This is a genomic window from Rubricella aquisinus, from assembly GCF_014199445.1.
Classification (GTDB): Bacteria; Pseudomonadota; Alphaproteobacteria; order Rhodobacterales; family Rhodobacteraceae; genus Rubricella; species Rubricella aquisinus.
The window spans coordinates 32,235-54,233 of sequence record NZ_JACIJS010000010.1; the positions used below are offsets into that span (position 1 = coordinate 32,235).

At 61.9% G+C, this 21,999-nt stretch carries 25 protein-coding genes; 15 read left to right on the forward strand and 10 right to left on the reverse strand.

All coding sequences use genetic code 11. The features are described 5' to 3' along the window. Window positions 1–8: 8 nt before the first annotated feature. Both bchI and crtA read right to left on the reverse strand, forming a co-directional pair. Complete coding sequence (gene bchI / locus FHS89_RS14555; RefSeq protein ID WP_184012853.1) at window positions 9–1,022, reverse strand: magnesium chelatase ATPase subunit I; 1,014 nt, start codon at window positions 1,020–1,022, stop codon at window positions 9–11. A 2-nt stretch (window positions 1,023–1,024) separates the two neighbouring features. After that, window positions 1,025–1,777: a spheroidene monooxygenase gene (gene crtA, locus FHS89_RS14560; RefSeq protein WP_184012854.1), complete on the reverse strand. Its 753-nt coding sequence runs from the start codon at window positions 1,775–1,777 to the stop codon at window positions 1,025–1,027. 96 nt (window positions 1,778–1,873) lie between these two features. Between crtA and FHS89_RS14565 the strand changes: the two genes are divergently transcribed. The 4 genes from FHS89_RS14565 (at window position 1,874) to FHS89_RS14580 (ending at window position 5,476) form a co-directional block, all read left to right on the forward strand. Further along, window positions 1,874–3,421 carry a phytoene desaturase gene (locus FHS89_RS14565; protein WP_184012855.1) on the forward strand — a complete coding sequence of 516 codons (1,548 nt, stop codon included), beginning with the start codon at window positions 1,874–1,876 and terminating at the stop codon, window positions 3,419–3,421. Window positions 3,422–3,501: 80 nt separating this feature from the next. Then, window positions 3,502–4,539, forward strand: coding sequence for a 15-cis-phytoene synthase (gene crtB / locus FHS89_RS14570; RefSeq protein ID WP_184012856.1), 1,038 nt, complete (start codon window positions 3,502–3,504; stop codon window positions 4,537–4,539). Window positions 4,540–4,612: 73 nt separating this feature from the next. After that, window positions 4,613–5,086, forward strand: a complete 474-nt coding sequence (tspO, locus tag FHS89_RS14575) for a tryptophan-rich sensory protein TspO (protein WP_343051501.1) — start codon at window positions 4,613–4,615, stop codon at window positions 5,084–5,086. Between the two features lie 78 nt (window positions 5,087–5,164). Continuing rightward, entirely contained in the window at window positions 5,165–5,476 is a 312-nt protein-coding gene (locus FHS89_RS14580; protein ID WP_184012858.1) for a YegP family protein, read from the forward strand. Window positions 5,477–5,559: 83 nt separating this feature from the next. On the opposite strand, the gene FHS89_RS14585 is transcribed toward FHS89_RS14580, so the two are convergent. From FHS89_RS14585 to FHS89_RS14595, 3 genes are all read right to left on the reverse strand, one after another. Next, a complete protein-coding gene (locus FHS89_RS14585; RefSeq protein WP_425502809.1) occupies window positions 5,560–6,624 on the reverse strand; it encodes a 5-(carboxyamino)imidazole ribonucleotide synthase in 1,065 nt (354 codons plus the stop codon). Then, window positions 6,617–7,105 carry a 5-(carboxyamino)imidazole ribonucleotide mutase gene (purE, locus tag FHS89_RS14590; protein ID WP_184012860.1) on the reverse strand — a complete coding sequence of 163 codons (489 nt, stop codon included), beginning with the start codon at window positions 7,103–7,105 and terminating at the stop codon, window positions 6,617–6,619. The genes FHS89_RS14585 and purE overlap by 8 nt, the downstream gene beginning before the upstream one ends. 66 nt (window positions 7,106–7,171) lie before the next feature. Beyond that, on the reverse strand, window positions 7,172–7,390 hold the full coding sequence (locus tag FHS89_RS14595) for a YdcH family protein (RefSeq protein ID WP_184012861.1): 219 nt from the start codon (window positions 7,388–7,390) through the stop codon (window positions 7,172–7,174). A 103-nt stretch (window positions 7,391–7,493) separates the two neighbouring features. On the opposite strand from FHS89_RS14595, the gene FHS89_RS14600 reads away from it, so the two are divergent. From FHS89_RS14600 to moaE, 8 genes are all read left to right on the forward strand, one after another. Next, complete coding sequence (locus FHS89_RS14600) at window positions 7,494–8,306, forward strand: S49 family peptidase (protein ID WP_184012862.1); 813 nt, start codon at window positions 7,494–7,496, stop codon at window positions 8,304–8,306. Then, entirely contained in the window at window positions 8,307–8,495 is a 189-nt protein-coding gene (locus FHS89_RS14605; RefSeq protein ID WP_184012863.1) for a hypothetical protein, read from the forward strand. 75 nt (window positions 8,496–8,570) lie between these two features. Beyond that, a complete protein-coding gene (locus tag FHS89_RS14610; RefSeq protein ID WP_184012864.1) occupies window positions 8,571–9,503 on the forward strand; it encodes a calcium/sodium antiporter in 933 nt (310 codons plus the stop codon). 15 nt (window positions 9,504–9,518) lie between these two features. Beyond that, window positions 9,519–10,301 carry an SDR family oxidoreductase gene (locus tag FHS89_RS14615; RefSeq protein ID WP_184012865.1) on the forward strand — a complete coding sequence of 261 codons (783 nt, stop codon included), beginning with the start codon at window positions 9,519–9,521 and terminating at the stop codon, window positions 10,299–10,301. Window positions 10,302–10,600: 299 nt separating this feature from the next. Next, window positions 10,601–12,511 (forward strand): excinuclease ABC subunit UvrC, encoded by a 1,911-nt coding sequence (gene uvrC / locus FHS89_RS14620; protein WP_184012866.1) that lies wholly within the window; start codon window positions 10,601–10,603, stop codon window positions 12,509–12,511. A gap of 96 nt (window positions 12,512–12,607) precedes the next feature. Further along, window positions 12,608–13,186 (forward strand): CDP-diacylglycerol--glycerol-3-phosphate 3-phosphatidyltransferase, encoded by a 579-nt coding sequence (gene pgsA, locus FHS89_RS14625; protein WP_184012867.1) that lies wholly within the window; start codon window positions 12,608–12,610, stop codon window positions 13,184–13,186. A gap of 4 nt (window positions 13,187–13,190) precedes the next feature. Next, window positions 13,191–13,436, forward strand: a complete 246-nt coding sequence (gene moaD, locus FHS89_RS14630) for a molybdopterin converting factor subunit 1 (protein WP_184012868.1) — start codon at window positions 13,191–13,193, stop codon at window positions 13,434–13,436. Beyond that, window positions 13,437–13,889: a molybdopterin synthase catalytic subunit MoaE gene (gene moaE, locus FHS89_RS14635; protein ID WP_184012869.1), complete on the forward strand. Its 453-nt coding sequence runs from the start codon at window positions 13,437–13,439 to the stop codon at window positions 13,887–13,889. 25 nt (window positions 13,890–13,914) lie between these two features. Here the strand turns inward: moaE and FHS89_RS14640 are convergent, their stop codons facing one another. From FHS89_RS14640 to FHS89_RS14660, 5 genes are all read right to left on the reverse strand, one after another. Continuing rightward, window positions 13,915–14,823 carry a DMT family transporter gene (locus FHS89_RS14640; RefSeq protein ID WP_184012870.1) on the reverse strand — a complete coding sequence of 303 codons (909 nt, stop codon included), beginning with the start codon at window positions 14,821–14,823 and terminating at the stop codon, window positions 13,915–13,917. Continuing rightward, a complete protein-coding gene (locus tag FHS89_RS14645) occupies window positions 14,820–15,695 on the reverse strand; it encodes a mechanosensitive ion channel domain-containing protein (RefSeq protein WP_184012871.1) in 876 nt (291 codons plus the stop codon). The genes FHS89_RS14640 and FHS89_RS14645 overlap by 4 nt, the downstream gene beginning before the upstream one ends. Beyond that, window positions 15,692–16,864 (reverse strand): dual-specificity RNA methyltransferase RlmN, encoded by a 1,173-nt coding sequence (gene rlmN, locus FHS89_RS14650; RefSeq protein ID WP_184012872.1) that lies wholly within the window; start codon window positions 16,862–16,864, stop codon window positions 15,692–15,694. The genes FHS89_RS14645 and rlmN overlap by 4 nt, the downstream gene beginning before the upstream one ends. A gap of 103 nt (window positions 16,865–16,967) precedes the next feature. Then, entirely contained in the window at window positions 16,968–18,218 is a 1,251-nt protein-coding gene (locus FHS89_RS14655) for an ABC transporter substrate-binding protein (RefSeq protein ID WP_184012873.1), read from the reverse strand. Between the two features lie 31 nt (window positions 18,219–18,249). Beyond that, window positions 18,250–18,792 carry an invasion associated locus B family protein gene (locus FHS89_RS14660; protein WP_246413946.1) on the reverse strand — a complete coding sequence of 181 codons (543 nt, stop codon included), beginning with the start codon at window positions 18,790–18,792 and terminating at the stop codon, window positions 18,250–18,252. A gap of 197 nt (window positions 18,793–18,989) precedes the next feature. Between FHS89_RS14660 and FHS89_RS14665 the strand changes: the two genes are divergently transcribed. The 3 genes from FHS89_RS14665 (at window position 18,990) to FHS89_RS14675 (ending at window position 21,968) form a co-directional block, all read left to right on the forward strand. Then, a complete protein-coding gene (locus tag FHS89_RS14665) occupies window positions 18,990–19,589 on the forward strand; it encodes a sigma-70 family RNA polymerase sigma factor (RefSeq protein WP_184012874.1) in 600 nt (199 codons plus the stop codon). After that, a complete protein-coding gene (locus FHS89_RS14670; protein WP_184012875.1) occupies window positions 19,582–20,607 on the forward strand; it encodes an asparaginase in 1,026 nt (341 codons plus the stop codon). The genes FHS89_RS14665 and FHS89_RS14670 overlap by 8 nt, the downstream gene beginning before the upstream one ends. 164 nt (window positions 20,608–20,771) lie before the next feature. After that, the gene (locus FHS89_RS14675; protein WP_184012876.1) at window positions 20,772–21,968 is read left to right on the forward strand and encodes an ABC transporter substrate-binding protein; all 1,197 of its coding nucleotides are present in this window, start codon (window positions 20,772–20,774) and stop codon (window positions 21,966–21,968) included. Window positions 21,969–21,999: the final 31 nt, after the last annotated feature.

Genomic DNA, 21,999 nt, shown 5'->3' on the forward strand with positions numbered 1-21,999 from the left:
GGCATGGGTCATGCCAGAACCGTATCCATCGCGCGGGTGACACGCGTGGTGCTGCCCGCCTCATCCAGCGGATCGCGGCGCAAACGGTGGCGCAGCGCGCTTGGGGCAACCTCGCGCAGGTGGTGGTCGGTCACTTCGCGCGCGCCATCAAGGGCGGCAAGCGCACGGGCCGCCCGCATCAGCGTCAATTCCCCGCGCAAACCATCGGCCCCCAGCGCAAGGCAGAGTTCGGCCACATGCACCAACAGCGCGTCGGGCACGATGACCTCCGGCAACAGATCGCGCGCGGTGGTGATGCGCGCCTGCTCTGCCGCTTCGGCCTCCGCCCAGGTGGCAAGGAAGGCCGCGCGGTCCCGCTCATACGCGTCGCGTCGGCGGATCACTTCGATCCGGTCCGCGACCACTTTGGGCGATGCAATCTCGACCGACAGGCCGAACCGATCCAAGAGCTGCGGGCGCAATTCGCCCTCCTCCGGGTTGCCGGAGCCGACAAGCACGAAGCGCGCGGGATGCCGCACAGAGAGCCCCTCCCGCTCCACCACATTCTCACCAGAGGCCGCGACATCCAGCAGCAAATCCACGAGGTAATCCTCCAGCAGGTTCACCTCATCAATGTAGAGAAATCCGCGATGCGCGCGCGCAAGCAGCCCCGGCTCAAACGCCTTTTCGCCCTTGGTCAACGCGCGTTCCAGATCGAGCGCGCCAACGACGCGATCCTCCGTCGCACCAAGGGGCAGGTCGATCACGGGTGTCGGGCGCTGGGCCACCGTGTGGTGGTCCTGCGCTTTGCAATGGGGGCAGTCGGGATTGATCCGGTCGGGCGCGCAATTATAGGGGCAGCCGTCAACCACGGCGATCTCCGGCAACAACCCGGCCAATGCCCGCACGGCGGTGCTTTTGCCGGTGCCCCGGTCACCAAACGCGAGAACACCGCCAATGCTGGGATCAATCGCCGTGATCATCAGCGCGCGCTTCATCTCTTCCTGTCCGACGATGGCGGAAAACGGAAAGGCATGGGCCATGGTCAGGCTCCTTCCATATGGGATTTGTCCGCGCCGTTCAGGGCTGCGGTCGTCAACAGGTGCATGGCGATCGGATCGCCGCCCTGCCATGTGCCTTCGGTCCCCATAACGCGGAACCGGGCATATAGCTCCTCCTTGAAGAAGCCCCCGTCCCGGACATTGCGGATCGCGTTGCTATGATCAGCAGAGCGATAGGCGAAGCGGCTCATGGATTGCATGTCCGGCCAGACGGAGAAGGTAACCTGTTGCAGGCCCGGCAATTCGCCCATGCCCGCTTTGAACAGGACGTCCTCATTCTCCCCGATTGTGTTGGACACATGGGGCGCGTGCCGCCAGAACGCGCGCGCCCGGCGCGGCTTGATCGTGGCACGGGTGAGCACGGCGATGGGGGTGGGGCTTGCGTCCTCTGCGGTCACAGTGAAGGGCGATTGCCCGTCCCATTCCCCGCGGCTGGAATAGGGCCGCAGGAACAGTGAGAAATCCTCCGCCGCGCGCCGCCTGTATCCCACAAACACTTTTGATCCATTCACCTGGGCGCGCGCCGTTTCCAGATCGGGCCATGTGGCCAGCAGCGCCCAAAGCCCCGGATTGGGCTTTAAGGTGAACCCCTCGCCCGTGCCAGTGCCGAACATTTTGTGAAACCCGATAGAGGTCGTTTCCCGCAACGGCCGGCGGGCCAATGCCATCTGTGCAAACGCCCAGACCCGCGCCGTCCCCGGCTCAAACCTGAAATAACTGAGGCTCACGATAGACATGGTCGTTCCTTCGGCAGTCCTTTCAAACAACTTACAGTGTCCATTGTGAAATGTAACGCTTGTTGTCAGAAAAATCTGACATATGATGGTCAGGACATGCTGACACGCACAGATATAGCCACTTTGATCGCTGAGGATGGGGATACCCGCCCGGTCGCGATCATCATCGGGGCAGGCTTTGGCGGCCTTGCTTCAGCGATTCGCCTTGGCGCAAAGGGGTATCGCTGCGTTGTGCTCGATAAGCTCGACAGCCCCGGCGGGCGCGGCACGGCGCATCATCAGGGCGGCTATCGATTCGATCTGGGGCCGACAATTGTGACGGTCCCGCAAGCGTTTGAGGAGCTTTGGCGCGCCGCGGGCCGCGACTTTCACGCTGATGTCGATCTGCGCCACCTGAAAGACTATTACACGATCCGCTTTCCCGATGGGTCCGATTTCACGGTCACGGGCGATCAGGATCAGATGCGGGCGGAGGTCGCGAAACTCTCCCCCGGCGATGTGGCGGGCTATGACAAATTCATGGCCGATAGCGAGAAACGCTATTGGTTCGGGTTCGAAAATCTAGGCCGCCGCCCGATGCATCAGTTGTGGGAACTGATCAAGGTGCTGCCAACTTTCGCGTGGTTCCGGGCGGATACGTCCATCTATCAGCGCGCGGCAAAACGGTTCAAGGATGAGCGGTTACGCATGGCGTTCAGCTTCCATCCGCTGTTTATCGGGGGCGATCCGTTCAACGTGACGTCGATTTACGCGCTGGTCAGCTACCTTGAGAAGGCGTTTGGCGTTCATTACGCGATGGGCGGGGCAGCCGCGATCGCGCAGGGCATGGCGGACGTGATCGAAGGACAGGGCGGCCTCATCCGCTACAAAACGGATGTGGATCAGATCATCGTTGAGAACGACACGGCCACGGGCGTGAAACTCTCCGATAGCAGCAGCATTCCCGCCGCTATTGTCGTGTCCAATGCTGACGCTGGTTTCACCCACTCGCACCTTTTGCGCAACCATCACAAGAAACGCTGGACGGACGCAAAGCTCAAACGCGCACGCTGGTCCATGAGCCTTTATGTCTGGTATTTCGGAACCAAGGGCACAGCCGACATGTGGCCCGATATCGGCCACCATACGATCATCAACGGCCCGCGCTATGAGGGGTTGGTGAAGGATATCTTCATCAATGGCAAACTTGCCGATGATATGTCGATCTACCTCCACCGCCCGAGCCAGACCGATCCAAGCTGCGCGCCGGATGGGTGCGATGCGTGGTATGCGCTCAGCCCGGTGCCGCATCTGGGGCATGACAGTCCGGTCGATTGGGCGGCAGAGGCACCGGCCTACCATGCCAAGATGATCGCAGCGCTTGAGGAACACATCCCCGGTTTCGCAAATCAGGTGGAGCAGTCCCATGTGATGACGCCGGAGGATTTCCGGGATCGCTACCATTCGCCTTATGGCGCGGGCTTCTCCATTGAGCCGCGCATCCTGCAATCCGCGTGGTTCCGCCCCCATAACGTGAATGAAACGGTCAAAAACCTCTACCAAGTGGGCGCTGGCAGCCATCCCGGCGCGGGCCTTCCCGGTGTCGTATCGAGTGCTGAGGTTCTCGACAAACTCGTGCCAGAGGCCGCCCATGTGCGCCCCTGATTTCTTTTTTCTAAAAATACCTCCCGCCGGAGGCACCGCGCCCCGCGCGGTTTGTGCGCAGCACATTCTAGGAGCCACCCATGCCGCATCGTGACATCGCCGAGTGCCGGGAGGCGATCCGCCATGGCTCACGCAGTTTCCACGCGGCCTCGCATCTCTTGCCAAAAGATGTGCGCGAAGCAGCCCTTGCACTTTATGCGTTCTGCCGCCTCGCGGATGACGCGGTGGACCTGCGCGATGACAAGGCGGCGGCTGTCCTGCGCCTGCGTGACCGGTTGGATCATATTTATGACGGCACGCCGATTGATGCGGCGGCGGATCGGGCGTTTTCCCGCGTGGTGCATCAATATGAAATGCCAAAGGCGCTTCCCGATGCCCTGATCGAAGGGCTCGCTTGGGACGCGACCGAGCGTGAATATGAAACCCTGTCCGATCTACGCGCCTATTCCGCGCGCGTGGCCTCTGCCGTTGGGGCGATGATGTGCGTGATCATGAAGGTGCGCAATGGCGATGCGCTTGCGCGGGCCTGCGACATGGGTGTCGCGATGCAACTGACCAATATCGCCCGCGATGTGGGGGAGGATGCGCGCATGGGCCGGGTTTATCTGCCGCTTGACTGGCTTGCGGAGGAGGGGATCGACAAGGCGGCCTTTCTTGCCGATCCCGTGGCAACACCCGCCATTCGCCGCCTCGTTGCCCGCCTTTTGCGGGAGGCAGAGCGGCTTTATCTGCGGTCGGAGGCTGGGATTGCGGCCCTTCCCGTGCGCTGCCGCCCCGCGATTTATGCCTGCCGCCACATCTATGCTGCCATCGGGGCGGAGGTCGCGCGGGCAGGATATGACAGTATTTCGACCCGCGCTCATACCTCTACGGGGCGCAAACTTGCGTTGCTCGCGCAATCGGGGGTGAATGCGGGGGCGACTGTGCTGCTTGGTCGGCAGGCCACGCTTTATGCCAATCCCCTGCCCGAAGTCGCCTTCCTGGTCGAAGCGGCCGCGCGGCGCGCGGATCGCCAAACCGTTGCCGACCGGGTGGACCGGATGATGGACCTGTTTGCGGAACTCGAACGCCGCGACCGGGGCTATCCCGACCCGCGCGAGCAGACGCCCGCTGAATAGGCCCCCACCCGCTGCCATTGACCTTCCTTGCGCAGACCCCACTTGATGGGGTGGACCAAGCGACGGGTGAATGATGTTTGAATGGCTTGTAATGGCTGGATTTGGCGCGGCTGCGATGGCGGCGGCATCGACCGGTGCGCTGTTTCAGCCCGGCGATTGGTATGAGGCGCTCGATAAGCCAAGCTGGACGCCCCCGAACTGGCTGTTCCCGGTGGCGTGGATGGTCCTCTATATCGCGATGGTGGTGGCGGCGTGGCGCATGGCCCTGTCCGGGCATCCTTTGGCCCCGCTTGGTGTGGCGCTGTGGGCGGCACAAATGACATTCAACGCGCTCTGGTCGCCAGTGTTTTTCGGATTGCAGAGGCTCGGGGCTGCTTTTGGCGTTATCGTTGGGCTCTGGATCAGCGTTGCGCTCACCCTGCTGCTGGCAGTGATGATCGACAGCATCGCGGCATGGCTGCTTGCGCCATATCTTGTGTGGGTCAGCTATGCGGCTGCGCTCAATTTGCGTATCTGGCGCACGAATGAGCTTCGCCAGCCGTCCTAAAACTGTTGCCAGCTTGGCCCACCTTGTGCAGTATTTCGCGGGATTACTGTGCACAATCAACCAAGAGGGGTGGAGCAGATGGCAGGCGAGAACGACAAGTTTGAAGTCTATCAGGATAAAAAGGGCGAATGGCGCTGGCGGCGCAAGGCGTCCAATGGGCAGATCGTCGGTGCGGCGTCCGAAGGATACAAATCCAAATCCGATTGCGAGGCCAACATGAACCGTGGCCCGAAAGACAGCGACAAATGGGAATTCTACGAGGATAAGCGCGGCGAATACCGCTGGCGGCGGAAGGCCAGCAATGGCCAGATCGTCGGCGCATCCTCCGAAGGCTACAAGAAGAAATCCGACGCAGAGGCCAATGCCGCGCGTCAGGGATATACGGGCTAATCAAGACCAAACGCAGAGAGACGCCCGGCCTGCGCCGGGCGTTTTTGCCTCCGGCGGGAGGTATTTAGGGAAAAAAGAAACGATCAGGCGCGCGGGGTGATCCGGTTCACATGGCCCATTTTGCGGCCCGGTTTGGCGTCAGCCTTGCCATAGAGGTGGATCGCGGTGCCGGGTTCTTTCGCAAGGGCTTCCCAGGTATCCGCATCCGTGCCGATCAGGTTTTCCATCACCACATCCGAATGCCGCTGCCCATCCCCGAGCGGCCATCCGGCGACGGCGCGGATATGCTGCTCAAACTGATCGACGGGGCAGGCGTTCTGGGTCCAGTGGCCGGAATTGTGCACGCGCGGCGCGATCTCGTTCACGATCAGGCCCTGCGGTGTGACAAATAATTCCACCCCCATCACGCCAACATAGTCGAGCGCGTTGAGGATCCGGCCCGCGAGCAGAACAGCATCCGTCTGGCGGCTACGCGGGATGCGGGCAGGGATCGTGGTCGTGTGCAGGATGCCGTCCTTATGGACGTTCTCGCCCGGGTCGAAACAGGCGATCTGGCCATCGGGCCCACGCGCGGCGATCACGCTCACCTCATGGGTGAAGGTCACGAAGCCCTCAAGCACGGCAGGCGCGCCCGCCATCGCGGCGAATGCCTCCTCCGCCTGTGCTGGATCAGTGATCCGGGCCTGTCCTTTGCCGTCATAGCCAAAGCGGCGGGTTTTGAGGATCGCGGGCGTGCCGATCTGTGCCAATGCCGCGGTAAGATCGTCGAGCGTGTCGATCTGTGCATAGGGCGCAGGGGTAAGGCCAAGGCCAGACAGGAAATCCTTTTCCGTCATCCGGTCCTGACTGATCCGCAACGCCTCTCGCCCCGGGCGGACGGGGCGGATCGCCTCAAGGATATCGAGCGCGTCGGTCGGGATATTCTCGAACTCATAGGTGATGACATCCACGCTCTGGGCAAACCGGCGGAGCGCGTCCGCGTCGTCATAAGCCGCTTGCAGGTGGAAATTCGCGACATGGGAGGCCGGGCAATCGCCGCCCGGCTCATACACGCAGGTCTTGAAGCCAAGGCGCGCGGCGGCGACAGACAGCATCCGGCCCAACTGCCCCCCGCCGAGAATGCCAATCGTGGCGCCGGGTTTAAGCATCGGACGGCTCATCAGGGATCGACACGGACAGGGCCGCGCGCCATGCGTCCAGCCGGGCGGCTAGGGCTGCGTCCTCATTGGCGAGGATCGCGACGGCCATCAGGCCCGCATTCGCCGCCCCCGCCGCCCCGATGGCCATGGTCGCCACAGGGAAGCCTTTGGGCATCTGCACGATGGAATAGAGGCTATCAACACCAGAGAGCGCCTTTGTCTGCACCGGCACGCCGATCACCGGCACGCGAGTTTTCGAGGCCATCATGCCGGGCAGATGTGCCGCCCCGCCCGCGCCCGCGATGATCGCTTTCAGGCCCCGCCCGGCAGCAGCGCGGCCATATTCCCAGAGCCGATCCGGCGTGCGATGCGCCGATACGATCTTGGCCTCATGGGGCACGCCCAATTCGTCAAGGATCGCTGCGGCCTCTTTCATCGTGGGCCAATCAGACTGGCTGCCCATGATGATACCGACGAGAGGAGATGTCATGCGCGGCCCTCCGAGCGCTGGGGTCATTTGGCGCGCACTATAGCCACGCGCGCCCCTCAGGCAAGGTCAGGCGATGATGTCCGGGGTCATCTGATCCTCAAGCGCTGAAATCCGGTCCTTCAGCGCGAGTTTCTGCTTTTTCAGGCGGCGGATGGTGAAGGGATCGGCGGTGCCTTTTTCCTCAAGGGCGGCAATCGCTTCGTCCAGATCGCGGTGATCTTGCATGAGCGCATCCCGTTTCACGCGCAGGATTTCCCGACGTTCCATCCGGCTCATATCGTTCATGGGGTGTCCTCTCCGCCTGTGACGGGGGGATGCTAGCAAATCCGTTGGGCCAGCGGAAGCCGCGTGCTTGTTCTATGGTATGTGAAACCCTACCTGTGCAGGCATGAAACAGTTTCCGATACCTGCCCGCCTGCGCCATGTGCGCAAACCCGTTGTTCCCGTGATCCGACTGCAAGGCGCGATCGGTGCCATGGGGCGTGCGGGGCTGAGTGATGCGCGATTGGCCCCCGTGATCGAGCGGGCCTTTCGCAAGGGAAAACCTGCCGCAGTGGCGCTCAACATCAACTCGCCCGGCGGCTCCCCGGTGCAAAGCGCGCTGATCGCAGCGCGTATTCGCAGGCTGGCTGATGAGCTGGACATGCCGGTCCATGCCTTTTGCGAAGATATTGCGGCCTCGGGCGGGTATTGGCTCGCCTGTGCGGGGGATGACATTCATGTGGACCCAAGCACGATGATCGGCTCCATCGGGGTGATCTCCTCCGGCTTTGGGTTTCAGGAATTGATCGCGCAATACGGGATCGAACGGCGGGTGCACACATCGGGCAAGCAAAAGAACAAGCTGGACCCGTTCCTGCCTGAACAGGCGGAGGATGTGGACTGGCTCCTTGGTATGCAGTCCACCATCCATGAGAATTTCAAGGCCCATGTTCGCGCCCGGCGGGGTGATCGGCTCAAGGGCGATGAGGAGGATCTGTTCAACGCGCAGGTCTGGATCGGACAGGCGGCGGTGGATAATGGCATCGCGGATGGTATCGGCCATCTCGTTCCCGTGCTAAAAGACCGCTATGGCGACAAGGTGCGCATCATCACGTCGGCCCCAAAGAAAGGGTTGTTCCAGAAACTCGGATTGCCGGGGGCGGATGCGGTGGTGAGCGCGGTGGAAGAGCGCGCCCTTTGGCAACGATACGGACTGTAAATGATCCTCAAGATTATCAGCCTTTTCCTGATCGGAATGCTCGTGCTGGGCATGTTTGGCAAATTGCGCGTGGGTGGCTTTGGCAAGCTGCCGCGCTGGAAGCGCACCCGCGTTGCCGAGGCGCGCAAATGCCCCCACTGCCAAGCCTATCTGATTGGCGATACGCCCTGCGCGTGTTCCGACAGGTGAAAACGTATCCCCTTTTGAAATCGCGGGCGCATCCCTATATGGCGAAGCTGTGACAGGGCAGGAAAAGGCAGGTCCATGGATTTGATATTGGCTGGCGCGGGCCTTTTGCTGCTTGTCTTTGCGGGTGACGTGCTGGTGCGCGGCGCTGTGGCACTTGCGCTGAAGCTCGGGATTTCCGCGCTTGTCGTCAGCCTGACGGTCGTGGCCTTTGGAACCTCCGCCCCTGAGCTTTTGATCGCGATTGAGGCGGCCCTTGCCGATGCCGATGGCATTGCGTTCGGGAATGTTGTTGGGTCCAACATCGCCAATGTGCTTTTGGTGATCGGGTTGCCCGCGCTGATTGCCACGATCCGCACCAAGGAGTGTCACATCGGGCGCAATTATGCGCTGATGATTGGCGCCTCCGTCCTGTTTATCGCGCTTTGTTTCCTTGGCCCGCTCACCTATTGGCATGGCGTGCTGATGCTCGTCGTGCTGTGCCTGATCCTGTTTGACGCGTATCGCAAGGCGCGCCTGAGTGGGGAGGGGGACAGCATCGACGAGTTGGACGATGCCGATCCCGACATGCCGGTTTGGAAGATCGCGCTGTTCCTTGTGCTGGGCCTCATTGGTCTGCCGCTGGGTGCGAACCTGCTTATTGATGGCGCGCGGGGTGTGGCGGTGGCCTTTGGCGTGTCGGATGCGGTGATCGGGCTGACGCTGGTGGCGATTGGCACGTCCTTGCCGGAGCTTGCAACGACCGTGATGGCCACGATCCGGGGCAAGGCGGATGTGGTGTTGGGCAATGTCGTCGGCTCCAACCTCTTTAACCTGTTGGCAATCATGGGCGTGGCCTCCTTTTTCGGCCCGCTGGATGTGCCGCTCGAATTCCTCACTTTCGATCTGTGGGTGATGTTGGCGGCCTCGTTGATCCTGATCCCATTTGTGTTGCACTGGACGAATGTGACCCGGCTGTGGGGAATTGGATTTGTCGCGCTATATGCCGGGTATGTCTGGTTGCTGGTCTGATCAAAGGAATATCGTATGACACCGGGAAACGCGCTGATCACCGGGGCAGGGCGGCGGGTTGGCCGCGCCATGGCGCTCGACCTTGCGGCTCAGGGGTGGAACGTCGCGATCCACTACAACTCCAGTGAGGATGAGGCGCAGGCCGTCGCGGCAGAGGCCCGCACCCATGGCGTGCAGGCGATTGCGGTCGGGGCCAATCTGCTCGACTGGGCAGAGACGGAGGCGCTGATCCCAAAGGTGACGGCCTCCCTCGGCCCGCTGACACTGCTGATCAACAACGCCTCCATTTTCGAATATGACCGGATCGACACCGCGACACAGGAAAGCTGGGATCGGCATATCGGCTCCAACCTGCGCGCGCCGCTGCAATTGACCCAAGCCTTCGCCGCGCAGGCACCGCAGGCGCGGATCGACGACGCGGGAGAGCCGGTGGCGCAAGCCGCAATCGTCAATCTGATCGACATGCGTGTCAAAAAGCCAACGCCGGAATTCCTGACCTATTCTGTGGCGAAACGCGGACTTTGGGCCCTGACAGAGATGACGGCGCAGGGTCTCGCGCCCCATATCCGCGTGAATGCCATTGGCCCCGGCCCGACGATGCAAGGTGAACGCCAGACCGCTGAACACTTCAAAAAGCAACGTGCCGCGACCATTTTGGAGCGTGGATCCGACCCGTCTGAGATCTGCGCGGCGCTGCGATTTATCCTGTCTGTTGATGGTTTTACAGGGCAACTCTTATGTATGGATGGAGGCCAGCATCTGGGCTGGGAAACCCCTGATGTGTTGGGCGTTGAGTAAGAAAATTACGAGTCCAACCAACACTTTTCCACTTGACACTTTTCCTTCACATTCCTGTTAAGATTCTCTTAAGGATTCCAATCGCCTAGCCCCGGAAAACTTTTTTATCCAATAAAATCAATGCCCTGCTAGTGCTGTTCAAAAAATAGGCAATCCGTATGAACCCTTTGTCGATAAGGCTTTTTTCCAAGGGGCGCGGTTTTCCTCACAGAGTTATCCACAGATTCCGTGGATGCCTTTTTCCTTGAACACCACAGCACACCGTTGCAGCCAAGACAGAGAATCACGAGACTGTCACAATGACCGAAACGCCATCACCACCGACCTATGATGAAGAGGGCAAAAGTGCCGCCACAGCGCAGGCCGTCCCGACAGGCGTGGAGGTGATCCGTAGCTATCTGAAATCTTTGGATGATCGGCCCGGCGTCTACCGGATGCTCAATGAGAAGTCGGAGGTGCTCTATGTCGGGAAGGCGCGGTCGCTGCGCAAACGGGTGGCGAATTACGCGAAGCTGACCGGGCATTCGGGCCGGATCGCCCGGATGATCGACGCAACCGCCTCGATGATGTTCCTGACAACGGAGACGGAGACAGAGGCGCTTCTGCTAGAGCAGAACCTCATCAAACAGCTCAAGCCGAAATACAACGTGCTGCTGAGGGACGACAAAAGTTTCCCCGACATCATGGTCACGACCGCGCATGGCTTCCCCCAGATCAAGAAACATCGCGGGGCGCGCAAGGATAAGGCGCTCTATTTCGGCCCCTTCGCGAGTGCCGGGGCGGTGAACCGCACGCTCAATCAGTTGCAAAAGGCGTTTTTGCTGCGCAACTGCTCTGACGCGATGTTTGACAGCCGGACGCGCCCCTGCCTGTTGCACCAGATCAAACGGTGCAGCGCGCCCTGTGTCGGCAAGATCAGCGAGGAGGAGTATGGCGCGCTGGTCAAGGACGCGACGCGCTTTCTGACCGGCAAATCCACCAAGGTGCAGGAGCAGTTACAGCAGCAGATGGCCGAGGCATCCGCCGCGATGGAGTTTGAACGCGCCGCCGCCCTGCGCGACCGCATCCGCGCCATGGCCCATGTGCAGGGCACGCAGAACATCAACCCGCGCACGGTGACGGAGGCGGACGTGATCGCGCTCCACCAGCAGGACGGGCAGGCCTGCGTCGAGGTGTTCTTCATTCGCGCGAACCAGAACTGGGGCAACCGCGCCTATTTCCCGCGCACCGGCGGGGCGGAGGATCCGGCGGAGGTGCTGGAGGCATTCATGGGCCAGTTTTACGGCACGAAGGAGCCTGCGCGCCTGATCCTGATGTCTCATCCCTTGGAAACGCCAGAGCTGATGGCCGAGGCTTTGACGGAAAAGCTGGGCCGCAAGGTCGATATCGCCGTTCCCTTGCGCGGGGAGCGGCATTTTCTGGTCGAGCAGGCGGCCCGCAACGCGCGGGAGGCGCTGGCGCGGCGGATGTCGGAAAGTGCGACACAGGCCAAGCTGTTGCAGGGGCTGGCCGATGCGTTCGACCTTGATGGTCCGCCACAGCGGATCGAGGTCTATGACAACTCGCATATTCAGGGCACCGATGCGGTGGGCGGCATGATCGTGGCGGGGCCGGACGGGTTTCTGAAATCGAGCTATCGCAAGTTCAACATCAAGGGTGACAGCATCACGCCCGGCGATGATTTCGGGATGATGAAAGAAGTGCTGGATCGCCGCTTTTCCCGGCTGATGAAGGAAGACCCGGATCGCAAGACCGACCAATGGCCCGACGTGATCCTGATCGACGGTGGTGCGGGGCAGGTGTCTGCGACCGTCGCAGCACTTGGTGAATTGGGCGTCGAGGATGTGGAGATCATCGGCGTCGCGAAAGGGGAACAGCGGGACGCGGGCAAGGAAATTTTCCACCGCCCCGGTATGCCGCCAAAGGCGCTGCCGTTCCGCGATCCGGTGCTCTATTTCCTGCAACGCCTGCGGGACGAGGCGCACCGATTTGCCATTGGCACCCACCGTGCGAAACGCGCGAAGGCCACGACGCGCACGCCGCTTGACGAGATACCGGGCGTGGGGGCAGGGCGCAAACGCGCGCTGCTGGCGCATTTCGGCTCGGCCAAGGCGGTGAGCCGCGCGGGGCTCGCCGACCTGAAGGCCGTGCCGGGCATATCGCAGGCGCTCGCGGAAACGATCTACGCCTTCTTCCATGGGGAGCGGTGACAGTGTAGGAGGAAGCGTCGGATCGGGCCCCCGCTAATGCGGGAGCACCTCACCCGACGCTGTTGGGCGCAGCCCAACGTGAGAGCGGAGAAGCTGATGCGCTGGACCATCCCGAATATCCTGACCATCGCGCGAGTGATCGCGGCCCCGATGATCGGGCTGATCTATGTGCTGTTCGACCGCCCTGCTGCGGACTGGATTGCGCTGGCGCTGTTCATCGGGGCATCGCTGACGGACTTCGTGGATGGCTATATCGCGCGCCGGTTCAATCAGGGATCGGCTTTTGGCAAGATGCTCGACCCGATTGCGGATAAGGCGATGGTGATCATCACCTGCGCTGTGGTGCTCGGCCTGTTTGGCCTGACGGTCTGGATCGTGCTGCCGCTGATGATCATCCTCCTGCGCGAAGTACTGGTGAGCGGGTTGCGTGAATTTCTGGGTGAGGTGAAACTCGACGTCACACAATTGGCCAAGTGGAAAACCACCGCGCAGATGGTGGCGCTGTCGGTGCTGCTTGGCGCATCGGCGCTTGATGCCGGGGGATCTGATCTGGCGGGGATGGTCATGGGCGGCGGTCTGGCGCTTTTGTGGCTCGCCGCTGTGCTGACGGCAGTGACCGGCTGGGACTATTTCGCCAAGGCGCTGCCGGTGCTGACCGAGCGTGACAAGGGGTAAGGCGATGCAAGTGCTCTATTTCGCATGGGTGCGGGAGCGGATCGGGATACCGCGCGAGGAGGTCGAAACCTCCGCCAAAACGGTGATGGACCTGATCGAGGAATTGCGCGCGCGCGAGGAACGCTACGCCGCGGCCTTTGCCGATCTGCGCGCGCTGAAAGTGGCGGTAGATCAGGATGTCACGGATTTCGACGCCGATATCACCGGCGCGCGCGAAATCGCGTTTTTCCCGCCGATGACAGGGGGCTGAATGTCCGTCTCCGTTCAGACAGAGGATTTTGACATTGGCGCGGAGATGGCCGCGTTGACCCACGGACGAACGGATATCGGTGCGGTGGTCAGCTTCACCGGGCTTGTGCGCGATATGGGGGGCGGACGGCCGATCACGGCGATGGAGCTGGAACATTATCCCGGCATGACCGAGCGGGCGTTGAGCGCAATCGTAGCTGAGGCAGAAGCGCGCTGGCCGCTACAGGGCGTGCGGGTCATCCACCGCTTTGGCCCGCTTGCCCCCGGCGCGCAGATCGTACTGGTGCTGACCGCTTCCCCCCACCGTCAGGCGGCGTTTGAGGCGGCGGAATTCATCATGGATTACCTCAAGACCCGCGCGCCGTTCTGGAAGAAGGAAACGGGTGCCGATGGCGGTGCATGGGTCGATGCGCGCGAAGAGGATGACGCGGCGGAGGCGCGCTGGGCGCGCTGACTTTTATGCCTCCGGCGGGGATATTTCAGGAAAGTGAAACGGGTTTGGGCCGTGCCTTACGGCGCCGGTTCACGCAATAGATGCCCGTGCCGACAAGTGCGAGGGCGATCAGGATGTCCGCCGTAATCGGCTCATTCAGGATCGCCCAAGCAAAGATCACGCCAAAGACCGGTGCGAGGAAGCTAAAGCTCGCCATATCTGACGCGGGATAGATCGACAGCACCCAAAACCATGTGACAAAGCCGAAAGCGACCACCACGAGCACCTGAAATGCAAAGAGTGCGGCGATGGTGCCGGTCATTTCCCGGATCAGGGGGCCGAAAAGAGGGGCCAAGACCAGCATGATCGGGGCGGAGACCGCAAGCTGGTAGAGAAGCTGCATCTCCGGGCAGGCGCGGCTAAGCTTGGTCGTGCGGGCCAAGAGCGCAATCGCTGCCCAGCAGGCCGCAGCGCCAAGGGCCATCATATCCCCCCTAAGGCTGCCGGTTGCTGGGTCGCGGGACAGAAGTGCGACGCCGACGCCAAGCACCGCCATCACAAGGCCCATGACACGCAGAGGCGTCAGCCGCTCACCCGGGATCAGCCAGTGGGCGGCAAGGGCGACGATCACCGGCATGGTGTAGAACAGGACGGACACGCGCGCGACGCTGGTAAACTCCACCGCCTGAAACAAAAGGATAAACTCCAGCGCGAAAATCACGCCTGCGATGATCCCGGCGGGCAGGCTGCCATCCTTGAGCGTCAGCGGGCGGCGCATGATCCACGCAAAGAGCAGCACGGGCAGAAACGCGCAGGCCGACCGCATCCCGGCCTGAAATACGGGCGACATGCCCGCGTTGATCAGCTTCATCAGCACTTGGTTCAGGCCGAGCAGCGCCGATATCCCGATCAGGAAGGCCGCGCCGGTCGCATCAATCCGATCCTTGCGGGTCATTCAGGCGTCACCGGGTTGGTGCCCGCGAATTGCCAAGGCTGGGCTTCCACCCAGCCGATCCATGCGGCGATGGCGATCTGCTCCATTTCTGCCGCTTTCTCGCGCGGGCAGAACACCTTGACCGTGTAACGAAACTTCCCGAATTCGGCGGTGCGCAAGTGCACCTCTGGCGCGGGGTCGGGCAGGACGATGCCGGACCTTTGCCCGATCATCGCGGCATAGCGTTCGGCCACGTCCTTCAGATCAGCCCATGCGACATCCATCGCGGATTGGATCACTTCTTGTGCCTCCAGCGCCCGTGGCACCGGTTCGGAATGGATGGTGAATTCGTGATAGATATAGCGTTTGCGGAACGTGTGATTGACCACCGGCGTGGTCAGAAACAGGGAATTGGGCAGTGTGATCAGCCGCCCGGTATATTGAAACTCGACGCGGTCGAATTCCTGTAATTTGGTGGTGAAGGCATCGCGGTCGACGACCTCCCCGGTGTGGGGACCAATCTCGATCCAGTCACCCGTGGCGAACGCGCCCGACAGGCCGCGCACCAGCCCGCCGCCAAGGCAAAGGATCAGTTCCTTTGTCGCGATCACGATGGCCACGGCGAAGGCCGCGATGGAGAAAGCGAAATTCTCGATTTCAGGAAGCCAATAGCCGATCAATCCCAGCGCGATGGCAATCGTCGTCGACGAGCGCGCGATGGACATGCGCTGCCGCTGCGCGTCGCTGAGATAGCCGCCCTTGCCCCGGATCACCCGCAGTGACACCCAGCGGACCAGCAGAACCAGCAGCACAAAGCCAACCGTGATCGCGACCTTTTCGTTCACGATCCATGCCGTGAGGTCAGATTTCACGCCATAGACTTCGGGATTCATGCGCTGCCGGTTTCCGCCGCGATCTGGGCGCGGGATTTGCGGGCGCGCTCGGTTGCCGATTTGAGCTGTCCGCAGGCGGCCATGATGTCCTCCCCACGGGGGCGGCGCACGGGGCTGGCATAGCCGGCATTGTTCACGATATCGCCAAACGCCTCGATCCGTTTGCGGGTGGACCGCTCATAGGGGGAGCCGGGCCATGGGTTGAACGGGATGAGGTTGATCTTGGCCGGGATGCCTTCGATCAGTTTCACAAGGCGGCGGGCGTCCTCATCGCTGTCGTTCACATCTTTCAGCATCACATACTCAAACGTGATCCGTTCCGAATTGCTCAGGCGCGGGTAATCGCGGCAGGCCTGCAACAACGCCTCGATATTCCATTTCTTGTTGATCGGGACGAGTTTGTCGCGCACCTCATCCGTCGTCGCGTGGAAGGAAATAGCGAGCATACAGCCGATCTCTTCACCTGCGCGGATGATCTCTGGCACGACACCGGAGGTGGACAGGGTGATGCGGCGGCGGCTGAGGGAGATGCCTTCGCCGTCCATCGCGATCTTCATCGCGTCGCGCACATTGTCGGTGTTGTAGAGCGGCTCCCCCATGCCCATCAGCACGATATTGGACACCAGCCGCTTGTCATCTGCGGGTTTGCCCCATTCCTCAAGGTCGTCGCGGGCAACGAGGATTTGGCCCACGATCTCCGCCGGGGTCAGGTTGCGCACCAGTTTTTGCGTGCCCGTGTGGCAGAAAGAGCAGGTCAGCGTGCACCCCACCTGGGAGGAGATACAGAGCGTGCCGCGATCCGTTTCAGGGATATAGACCGTTTCCACCTCATGCCCGCCATCAATGCGCAGCAGATACTTGCGGGTGCCATCCTCAGAGATTTGGCGGGTCACGACCTCTGGCCGGGCGATGCGGAAATGCTCCTCCAGCATGGAACGGTAGGGTTTGGCGAGGTTCGTCATCGCCTCGAAATCCTGCACGCCCTTTTGATAGAGCCAGCCCCAGACTTGGCCCGTGCGCATCTTCACCTGTTTGTCGGGCGTGCCAGCAGCGCGCAGCGCCTCTGCGAGCTTTTCTCGGGTCATGCCGATCAGGTTCGGTTTCAGCCCCTCCGGCAATTTGCGCGGAATGGTCAGCATGTCTTGCGTCACGGGTGCGGTCGCGGTCATGGGCATCTTCCTCACGAATAAAGACGCCCCCCGGAATGCGAGGGGCGTTTTTTGGAGCCTATAGCAGATGATCGGGCAACGCGCCAGATCAGGCTGTCATGGGTCAGCGGGCGGCGACGTACCGTTGCACGGCGATGCGCGTGCGCTGGGGGCTGTCGCTGTTGAGGTCGGTGACAGCCAGAAGGTACTGACCCGCGCCAACCTTGGCCGCGAGTTGCGAATTCAGATCGCCACCGCTGTCATCATCCTCCCCGACCGAGCGGCCGAAATCGTCGAACAGGCGGATATAGGGATCGCCGCCAGTGACCGACACGGCCTCGATCAGAACAAGTCCCGGCTCGGGTACTTCGAACACCACCCATTGCGCGTCACTGGTGACCCGCAATTCGCTGCGCTGGCGCGTCTCCAAGAGGCCAAGATCGGCCACCGGATAGCTGCCATCAAGCGGCGGGGTCGTTTCGCCGCGCGCATAGAGGCTGTTGAGATAAGCCTGCTCGTCATAGGCGCTCAGGGACACGGTGATCGGTGCGTTGGTATCGCTGAGGGCCGCGACATTGACGCAATAGGTGCCTGCTGGCAGCGGATCAGCAAGGTCAATGCGGGAGTTCAACCCGTCAGAATCGTCATTCTCCGCCAATTGCGCACCGGTGTTGTCAAACACGCGCAATACCGGATCGGCATCTTCATTCTGCGCGGTCAGCGTGATCGGCATCGGCTCCATCAAGGAGAACCGATAAAAGGGCGTGTCCGCGGCACTGGCCGTCAGGATAACGGGCGCATCCGACAGATCGCTGCCAATCGCCCCGATGGAAAGCGCGTCTGTCTCTGGCGTGCAGGTCACCTCATCCTCAAAGAAGGTGCCTTCGGTCAGGGCCGCATGGCCCATATCCGCCAGCCCGACCCGGATGGTTGCGTCAAACACTTCCGTGCCAAAGCCGCTGGCCTCAACGCAATAGGTGCCGGGGGCAAGGTCCATCTCCAACCGCGAATTGAGCGCCCCGCCGCCGTCATCATCGCTGTTCAGAAAGGCGCCGGCCTCATCAAAAAGAGTGATCACCGGATCGCCGTCGAAATTGGTCGCGGCGGCTTCGAGCCGGACAAGGCCCGCATTGGACAGCTCGAAAATGGCGGTATAGGTGCGCTGCTCTGACACGGTTTGGATCGTATCGACATAATCGCCCACCATCCCCGGATCAGACGCCGCGCGGGTGCCGCCAACCCAGCCAATCGCACCGTTCGTCACACCGCAAACACCAAGCGGCACGGCATCCTGCGCAGCCGCACCCGTGGCGCAGAGGGCGACCATGGCGCTCCCAAGCCCCGCTGCGAGTTGTGTTCTCTTTGTCCGGGTCATGGTCGCTCTCCTTTTCATTTGGTCTGCGTGCTTAGCTACAGCGCCGCCGGGCGTCGTTGAACGCGTTGGTGAAACCGATGGCTGAGATTACGTCGCGGGTCTGGGTGCCGCGGTTCGATGTGCCGGTCACGATTGCCCGCGCGCCGGCGCGCATCGCGGCAACCAGCGCCTGATCGTCAGCGGGGCGGGCGGGCCATGCCCATTCGCCCTCTGTGAACAGATCGAAATTGGTATCCCCAATGGCGACGCGCACGCGGCTGTCCTCCTGAAAGGTGTACCCGCCGGTATAGCTCACCTCACCCTCGACATTGGAGCCGGGGCGGAAGGTCACCATCATGCGAATCTCCCCCCGGCGCACGGTCACCGTTTGCCCGCCGCGGGATGCGGTCGATTCGGTGGGTGCGGACGCGATCCAGCACTCTTTCGCGCCGCTTGTGGTTTCAAAAACGCTCCAGTCGTCAAAACCGGCCACGCTCGGCACGGTCTGTTGCGCGATGGCTGCTGAAGGCAGGCTGAGTGTCGCAACACCCATGCCCACAGCCATATAAAGCGATTTCAAGATATTGGTTTGCATTTGCCTCTCCGCTCGGATCGCCCGCCTCACGCGGCTAACATTTTGAATCACAACTATTTTAGCCAAGCTGTGACTTGTTCTGTTTTCATTTTACCCTGATAATGTAGCCAATCTTAAGGGGTGTTCGCTACCCCCTTTCGCAGCGCGATTGGCGCGAATTTGGCGAAGCTGCGAGTGTCGAATTGGATCAGGTCGAAATGACAGATGCACAGGACGAACGCCCCGATGGGGCGGACCTGTCCGATGCGGCCCTGATCCAGCGGATCGCGGCGGCGCAGGATCGTGCGGCCTTTGCTGATCTGTTCGGGCGATATGCCGGGCGGGTGAAGGGATTCCTGATGCGCTGGGGCATGGCCGCCGATCAGGCCGAGGAAGCCGCGCAAGAGGTCATGGTGTCCGTCTGGCGCCGCGCGGGCAGCTTTGACGCAGACAAGGCAGCGGTCAGCACATGGATCTTTGCCATCGCCCGGAACCGCCGGATCGACATGATCCGCAAAGCCTCCCGCCGGGAGCTAGACCCGGATGATCCCCTTTGGGAGCGTGACCCGGAGCCAGACAGCGCCGAAATACTGAGCGTGGAGCAGCGCGCGGCCCTTGTGCGTGCGGCCCTCAATGAATTGCCCGCAGCACAGGCCGATCTTTTGCGCCTCTCCTTCTATGAGGGGCTGAGCCATGGCGAATGCGCAGAGCGGCTTTCCCTGCCGCTTGGCACCGTGAAATCCCGGATCAGACTGGCATTTGCCAAACTACGCGATACCCTCGGCGATGGAATCGTCGAGGAGTTATGGGATGACTGAGAGTTCTGATCGCGCGGTTGAGTTGGTGCAGACATGGCGCGGGGAGTTTCCTGAATCGAGCCATCGCGGCCATGCGGTCATCGTGGATGAGACCGGGCAGGTCGTCGCGTCATGGGGTGATGAGAACGCGGTGATGCTGCCCCGATCCGCCTGCAAGATGCTTCAGGCCCTGCCCCTTGTCGAAAGTGGGGCGGCGGATGCGGCGGGGCTCGGGTCAGAGCAGTTGGCCTTGGCCTGTGCGTCCCATCAGGGCAGCGCGATCCATACCGAACGCGTCGAGAAGTGGACCAGCAGCCTTGGCCTGCGGGAAGCGGATTTTCGCTGTGGCGCCCATTATCCCTATGACACGGACCGCGCGACCGAGATGCGGATCGACGGGGAGGAGCCGTGTCAGTTTCACAACAACTGTTCGGGCAAGCATTCCGGCTTTTTGACGCTCAACCGTCATCTTGGCGGCGGGGCGGAGTATGTCGAGGCGGACCACCCAGTGCAGCAGTCCGTGCGCGCCGCCCATGATGAGATGACGGAGGATACCTCCCCCGGTTACGGGATCGACGGATGCTCGGCCCCGAATTTCGCCACGACGATGAAAGGGTTTGCGACCGCCTTGGCCAAGATGGCGCGGCCCGAAACCCTTGGCCCCACCCGAGGGCGCGCGGCGTCCCGGCTGGTGGAGGCGATGATGGCGCATCCCGAGCTTGTCGCCGGAGAAGGGCGCGCCTGCACCCAGATGATGCGCGCGATGCCCGGGCGCGCCGCGATCAAAACGGGGGCGGAGGCAGTGTTCTCTGCCATTCTGCCGGAGCATGGCTTCGGGATCGCGATCAAGATTGAGGATGGTGCCACCCGTGCCTCCGAATGTGTTATCGCGGCCCTTCTGGTGCGGCTCGGTGTTGCCCATGCGGATGATCCGGTGATCCAACGCTATCTGGCGGCAGAAGAACGCAACCGGCGCGGCATCCTGACCGGCCATATCCGCCCGACAGAGGCGTTTTATGCGGGCGGTGCGGCACTCTAACCCGACCCTGCTCCATTCTGTGGAAAGAGCCGCCGATTGGTCGCATGACGCAACGAAATGGGGCGTTTTCCCACAGTTTTGCGCTTGCAACCGTCAATGTCTTAGGGATTTGATACGGCCAGACAAATTCGTGCGGACAACCCGCACCAACATGGGAGAAGACAATGAAGAAGCTTTTGGCAGGGGCCGCGATCAGCGCGCTCACCGCGACATCTGCATTCGGCATGGGCCATGGCGCACCGGTCACGATCGGTGTGATCCTTGGGTTCACGGGCCCGATTGAATCGCTGACCCCCGACATGGCCGCAGGCGCAGAGCTTGCCGTGGCTGAGGCGAACGCCTCCGGCAACTTCCTGATGGGCAAGGAAATCCTGACCGAGCGTGCGGACAGCACCTGCGTCGATGCTTCCGCTGCGACCGCCGCGGCAGAGCGTCTGATCACCGCGAGCGAAGTTGTGGCGATCATGGGCGCGGATTGCTCCGGCGTGACCACGGCAGTGGCGAACAACGTGGCGATCCCGAATGGCGTCGTGATGGTGTCGCCATCCGCGACTTCGCCTGCCCTGTCGGAGATTGACGATAACGGCCTTTTCTTCCGCACCGCACCGTCTGACGCGCGTCAGGGTCAGGTAATCGCGGAAATTCTGGGCGAGCGTGGCGTGACCGACATCGCGGTGACCTACACCAACAATGACTACGGCAAGGGTCTTGCCGATGCGTTCGAGGCGGCGTTCACCGCTGCGGGCGGCTCCGTGTCGATCACGGCGGCGCATGAGGACGGCAAGGGCGACTATTCCGCTGAAGTGGGTGCATTGTCCGCCGCCGGGTCCGACACGTTGGCCGTGTTCGGCTATGTCGATCAGGGTGGTCGCGGGATCATCCAATCCTCCCTCGACAGCGGCGCGTTCGACACGTTCGTGCTGGGCGACGGCATGATCGGGGACAGCCTGACCGAGGCGCTTGGCTCCGACATCGACGGAACCTATGGCACCGCGCCAGGTGCGACGGGCGATGCGTTCACCTTCTTTGACGCGATGGCAAAAGCGAACGGGATCGAAGGCGATGGCCCCTATCGTGGTGAAAGCTATGACGCGGCAGCATTGATCATTCTGGCGATGCAGGCGGGTGGCGAAGCAACCCGTGAGGCCGTGGCGCAGAACCTCCTCAACGTCGCGAACGCGCCGGGTGTTCCGATTGGCCCCGGCCAGCTTGGTGTTGCACTGCAACTGCTCGAAGCGGGTGTGAACATCAACTATCAGGGCGCGACCGGCGTGGAACTGATCGGCCCGGGCGAAGCGGCTGGCGCCTATATCGAGTATGAGGTGATCGGTGGCGTTCTGACGCCCATCGGCAACCGCTGATCCGTTTTCAACTTTACCAATCAGGCGGCCC

What these genes read in the sequence shown, in the direction of transcription:
- bchI (WP_184012853.1), bottom strand. Translation starts at nt 1,022, where the DNA reads ATGGCCCATGCCTTTCCGTTTTCCGCCATCGTCGGACAGGAAGAGATG.
- crtA (WP_184012854.1), bottom strand. Translation starts at nt 1,777, where the DNA reads ATGTCTATCGTGAGCCTCAGTTATTTCAGGTTTGAGCCGGGGACGGCG.
- FHS89_RS14565 (WP_184012855.1), top strand. Translation starts at nt 1,874, where the DNA reads ATGCTGACACGCACAGATATAGCCACTTTGATCGCTGAGGATGGGGAT.
- crtB (WP_184012856.1), top strand. Translation starts at nt 3,502, where the DNA reads ATGCCGCATCGTGACATCGCCGAGTGCCGGGAGGCGATCCGCCATGGC.
- tspO (WP_343051501.1), top strand. Translation starts at nt 4,613, where the DNA reads ATGTTTGAATGGCTTGTAATGGCTGGATTTGGCGCGGCTGCGATGGCG.
- FHS89_RS14580 (WP_184012858.1), top strand. Translation starts at nt 5,165, where the DNA reads ATGGCAGGCGAGAACGACAAGTTTGAAGTCTATCAGGATAAAAAGGGC.
- FHS89_RS14585 (WP_425502809.1), bottom strand. Translation starts at nt 6,624, where the DNA reads ATGCTTAAACCCGGCGCCACGATTGGCATTCTCGGCGGGGGGCAGTTG.
- purE (WP_184012860.1), bottom strand. Translation starts at nt 7,105, where the DNA reads ATGACATCTCCTCTCGTCGGTATCATCATGGGCAGCCAGTCTGATTGG.
- FHS89_RS14595 (WP_184012861.1), bottom strand. Translation starts at nt 7,390, where the DNA reads ATGAACGATATGAGCCGGATGGAACGTCGGGAAATCCTGCGCGTGAAA.
- FHS89_RS14600 (WP_184012862.1), top strand. Translation starts at nt 7,494, where the DNA reads ATGAAACAGTTTCCGATACCTGCCCGCCTGCGCCATGTGCGCAAACCC.
- FHS89_RS14605 (WP_184012863.1), top strand. Translation starts at nt 8,307, where the DNA reads ATGATCCTCAAGATTATCAGCCTTTTCCTGATCGGAATGCTCGTGCTG.
- FHS89_RS14610 (WP_184012864.1), top strand. Translation starts at nt 8,571, where the DNA reads ATGGATTTGATATTGGCTGGCGCGGGCCTTTTGCTGCTTGTCTTTGCG.
- FHS89_RS14615 (WP_184012865.1), top strand. Translation starts at nt 9,519, where the DNA reads ATGACACCGGGAAACGCGCTGATCACCGGGGCAGGGCGGCGGGTTGGC.
- uvrC (WP_184012866.1), top strand. Translation starts at nt 10,601, where the DNA reads ATGACCGAAACGCCATCACCACCGACCTATGATGAAGAGGGCAAAAGT.
- pgsA (WP_184012867.1), top strand. Translation starts at nt 12,608, where the DNA reads ATGCGCTGGACCATCCCGAATATCCTGACCATCGCGCGAGTGATCGCG.
- moaD (WP_184012868.1), top strand. Translation starts at nt 13,191, where the DNA reads ATGCAAGTGCTCTATTTCGCATGGGTGCGGGAGCGGATCGGGATACCG.
- moaE (WP_184012869.1), top strand. Translation starts at nt 13,437, where the DNA reads ATGTCCGTCTCCGTTCAGACAGAGGATTTTGACATTGGCGCGGAGATG.
- FHS89_RS14640 (WP_184012870.1), bottom strand. Translation starts at nt 14,823, where the DNA reads ATGACCCGCAAGGATCGGATTGATGCGACCGGCGCGGCCTTCCTGATC.
- FHS89_RS14645 (WP_184012871.1), bottom strand. Translation starts at nt 15,695, where the DNA reads ATGAATCCCGAAGTCTATGGCGTGAAATCTGACCTCACGGCATGGATC.
- rlmN (WP_184012872.1), bottom strand. Translation starts at nt 16,864, where the DNA reads ATGACCGCGACCGCACCCGTGACGCAAGACATGCTGACCATTCCGCGC.
- FHS89_RS14655 (WP_184012873.1), bottom strand. Translation starts at nt 18,218, where the DNA reads ATGACCCGGACAAAGAGAACACAACTCGCAGCGGGGCTTGGGAGCGCC.
- FHS89_RS14660 (WP_246413946.1), bottom strand. Translation starts at nt 18,792, where the DNA reads ATGCAAACCAATATCTTGAAATCGCTTTATATGGCTGTGGGCATGGGT.
- FHS89_RS14665 (WP_184012874.1), top strand. Translation starts at nt 18,990, where the DNA reads ATGACAGATGCACAGGACGAACGCCCCGATGGGGCGGACCTGTCCGAT.
- FHS89_RS14670 (WP_184012875.1), top strand. Translation starts at nt 19,582, where the DNA reads ATGACTGAGAGTTCTGATCGCGCGGTTGAGTTGGTGCAGACATGGCGC.
- FHS89_RS14675 (WP_184012876.1), top strand. Translation starts at nt 20,772, where the DNA reads ATGAAGAAGCTTTTGGCAGGGGCCGCGATCAGCGCGCTCACCGCGACA.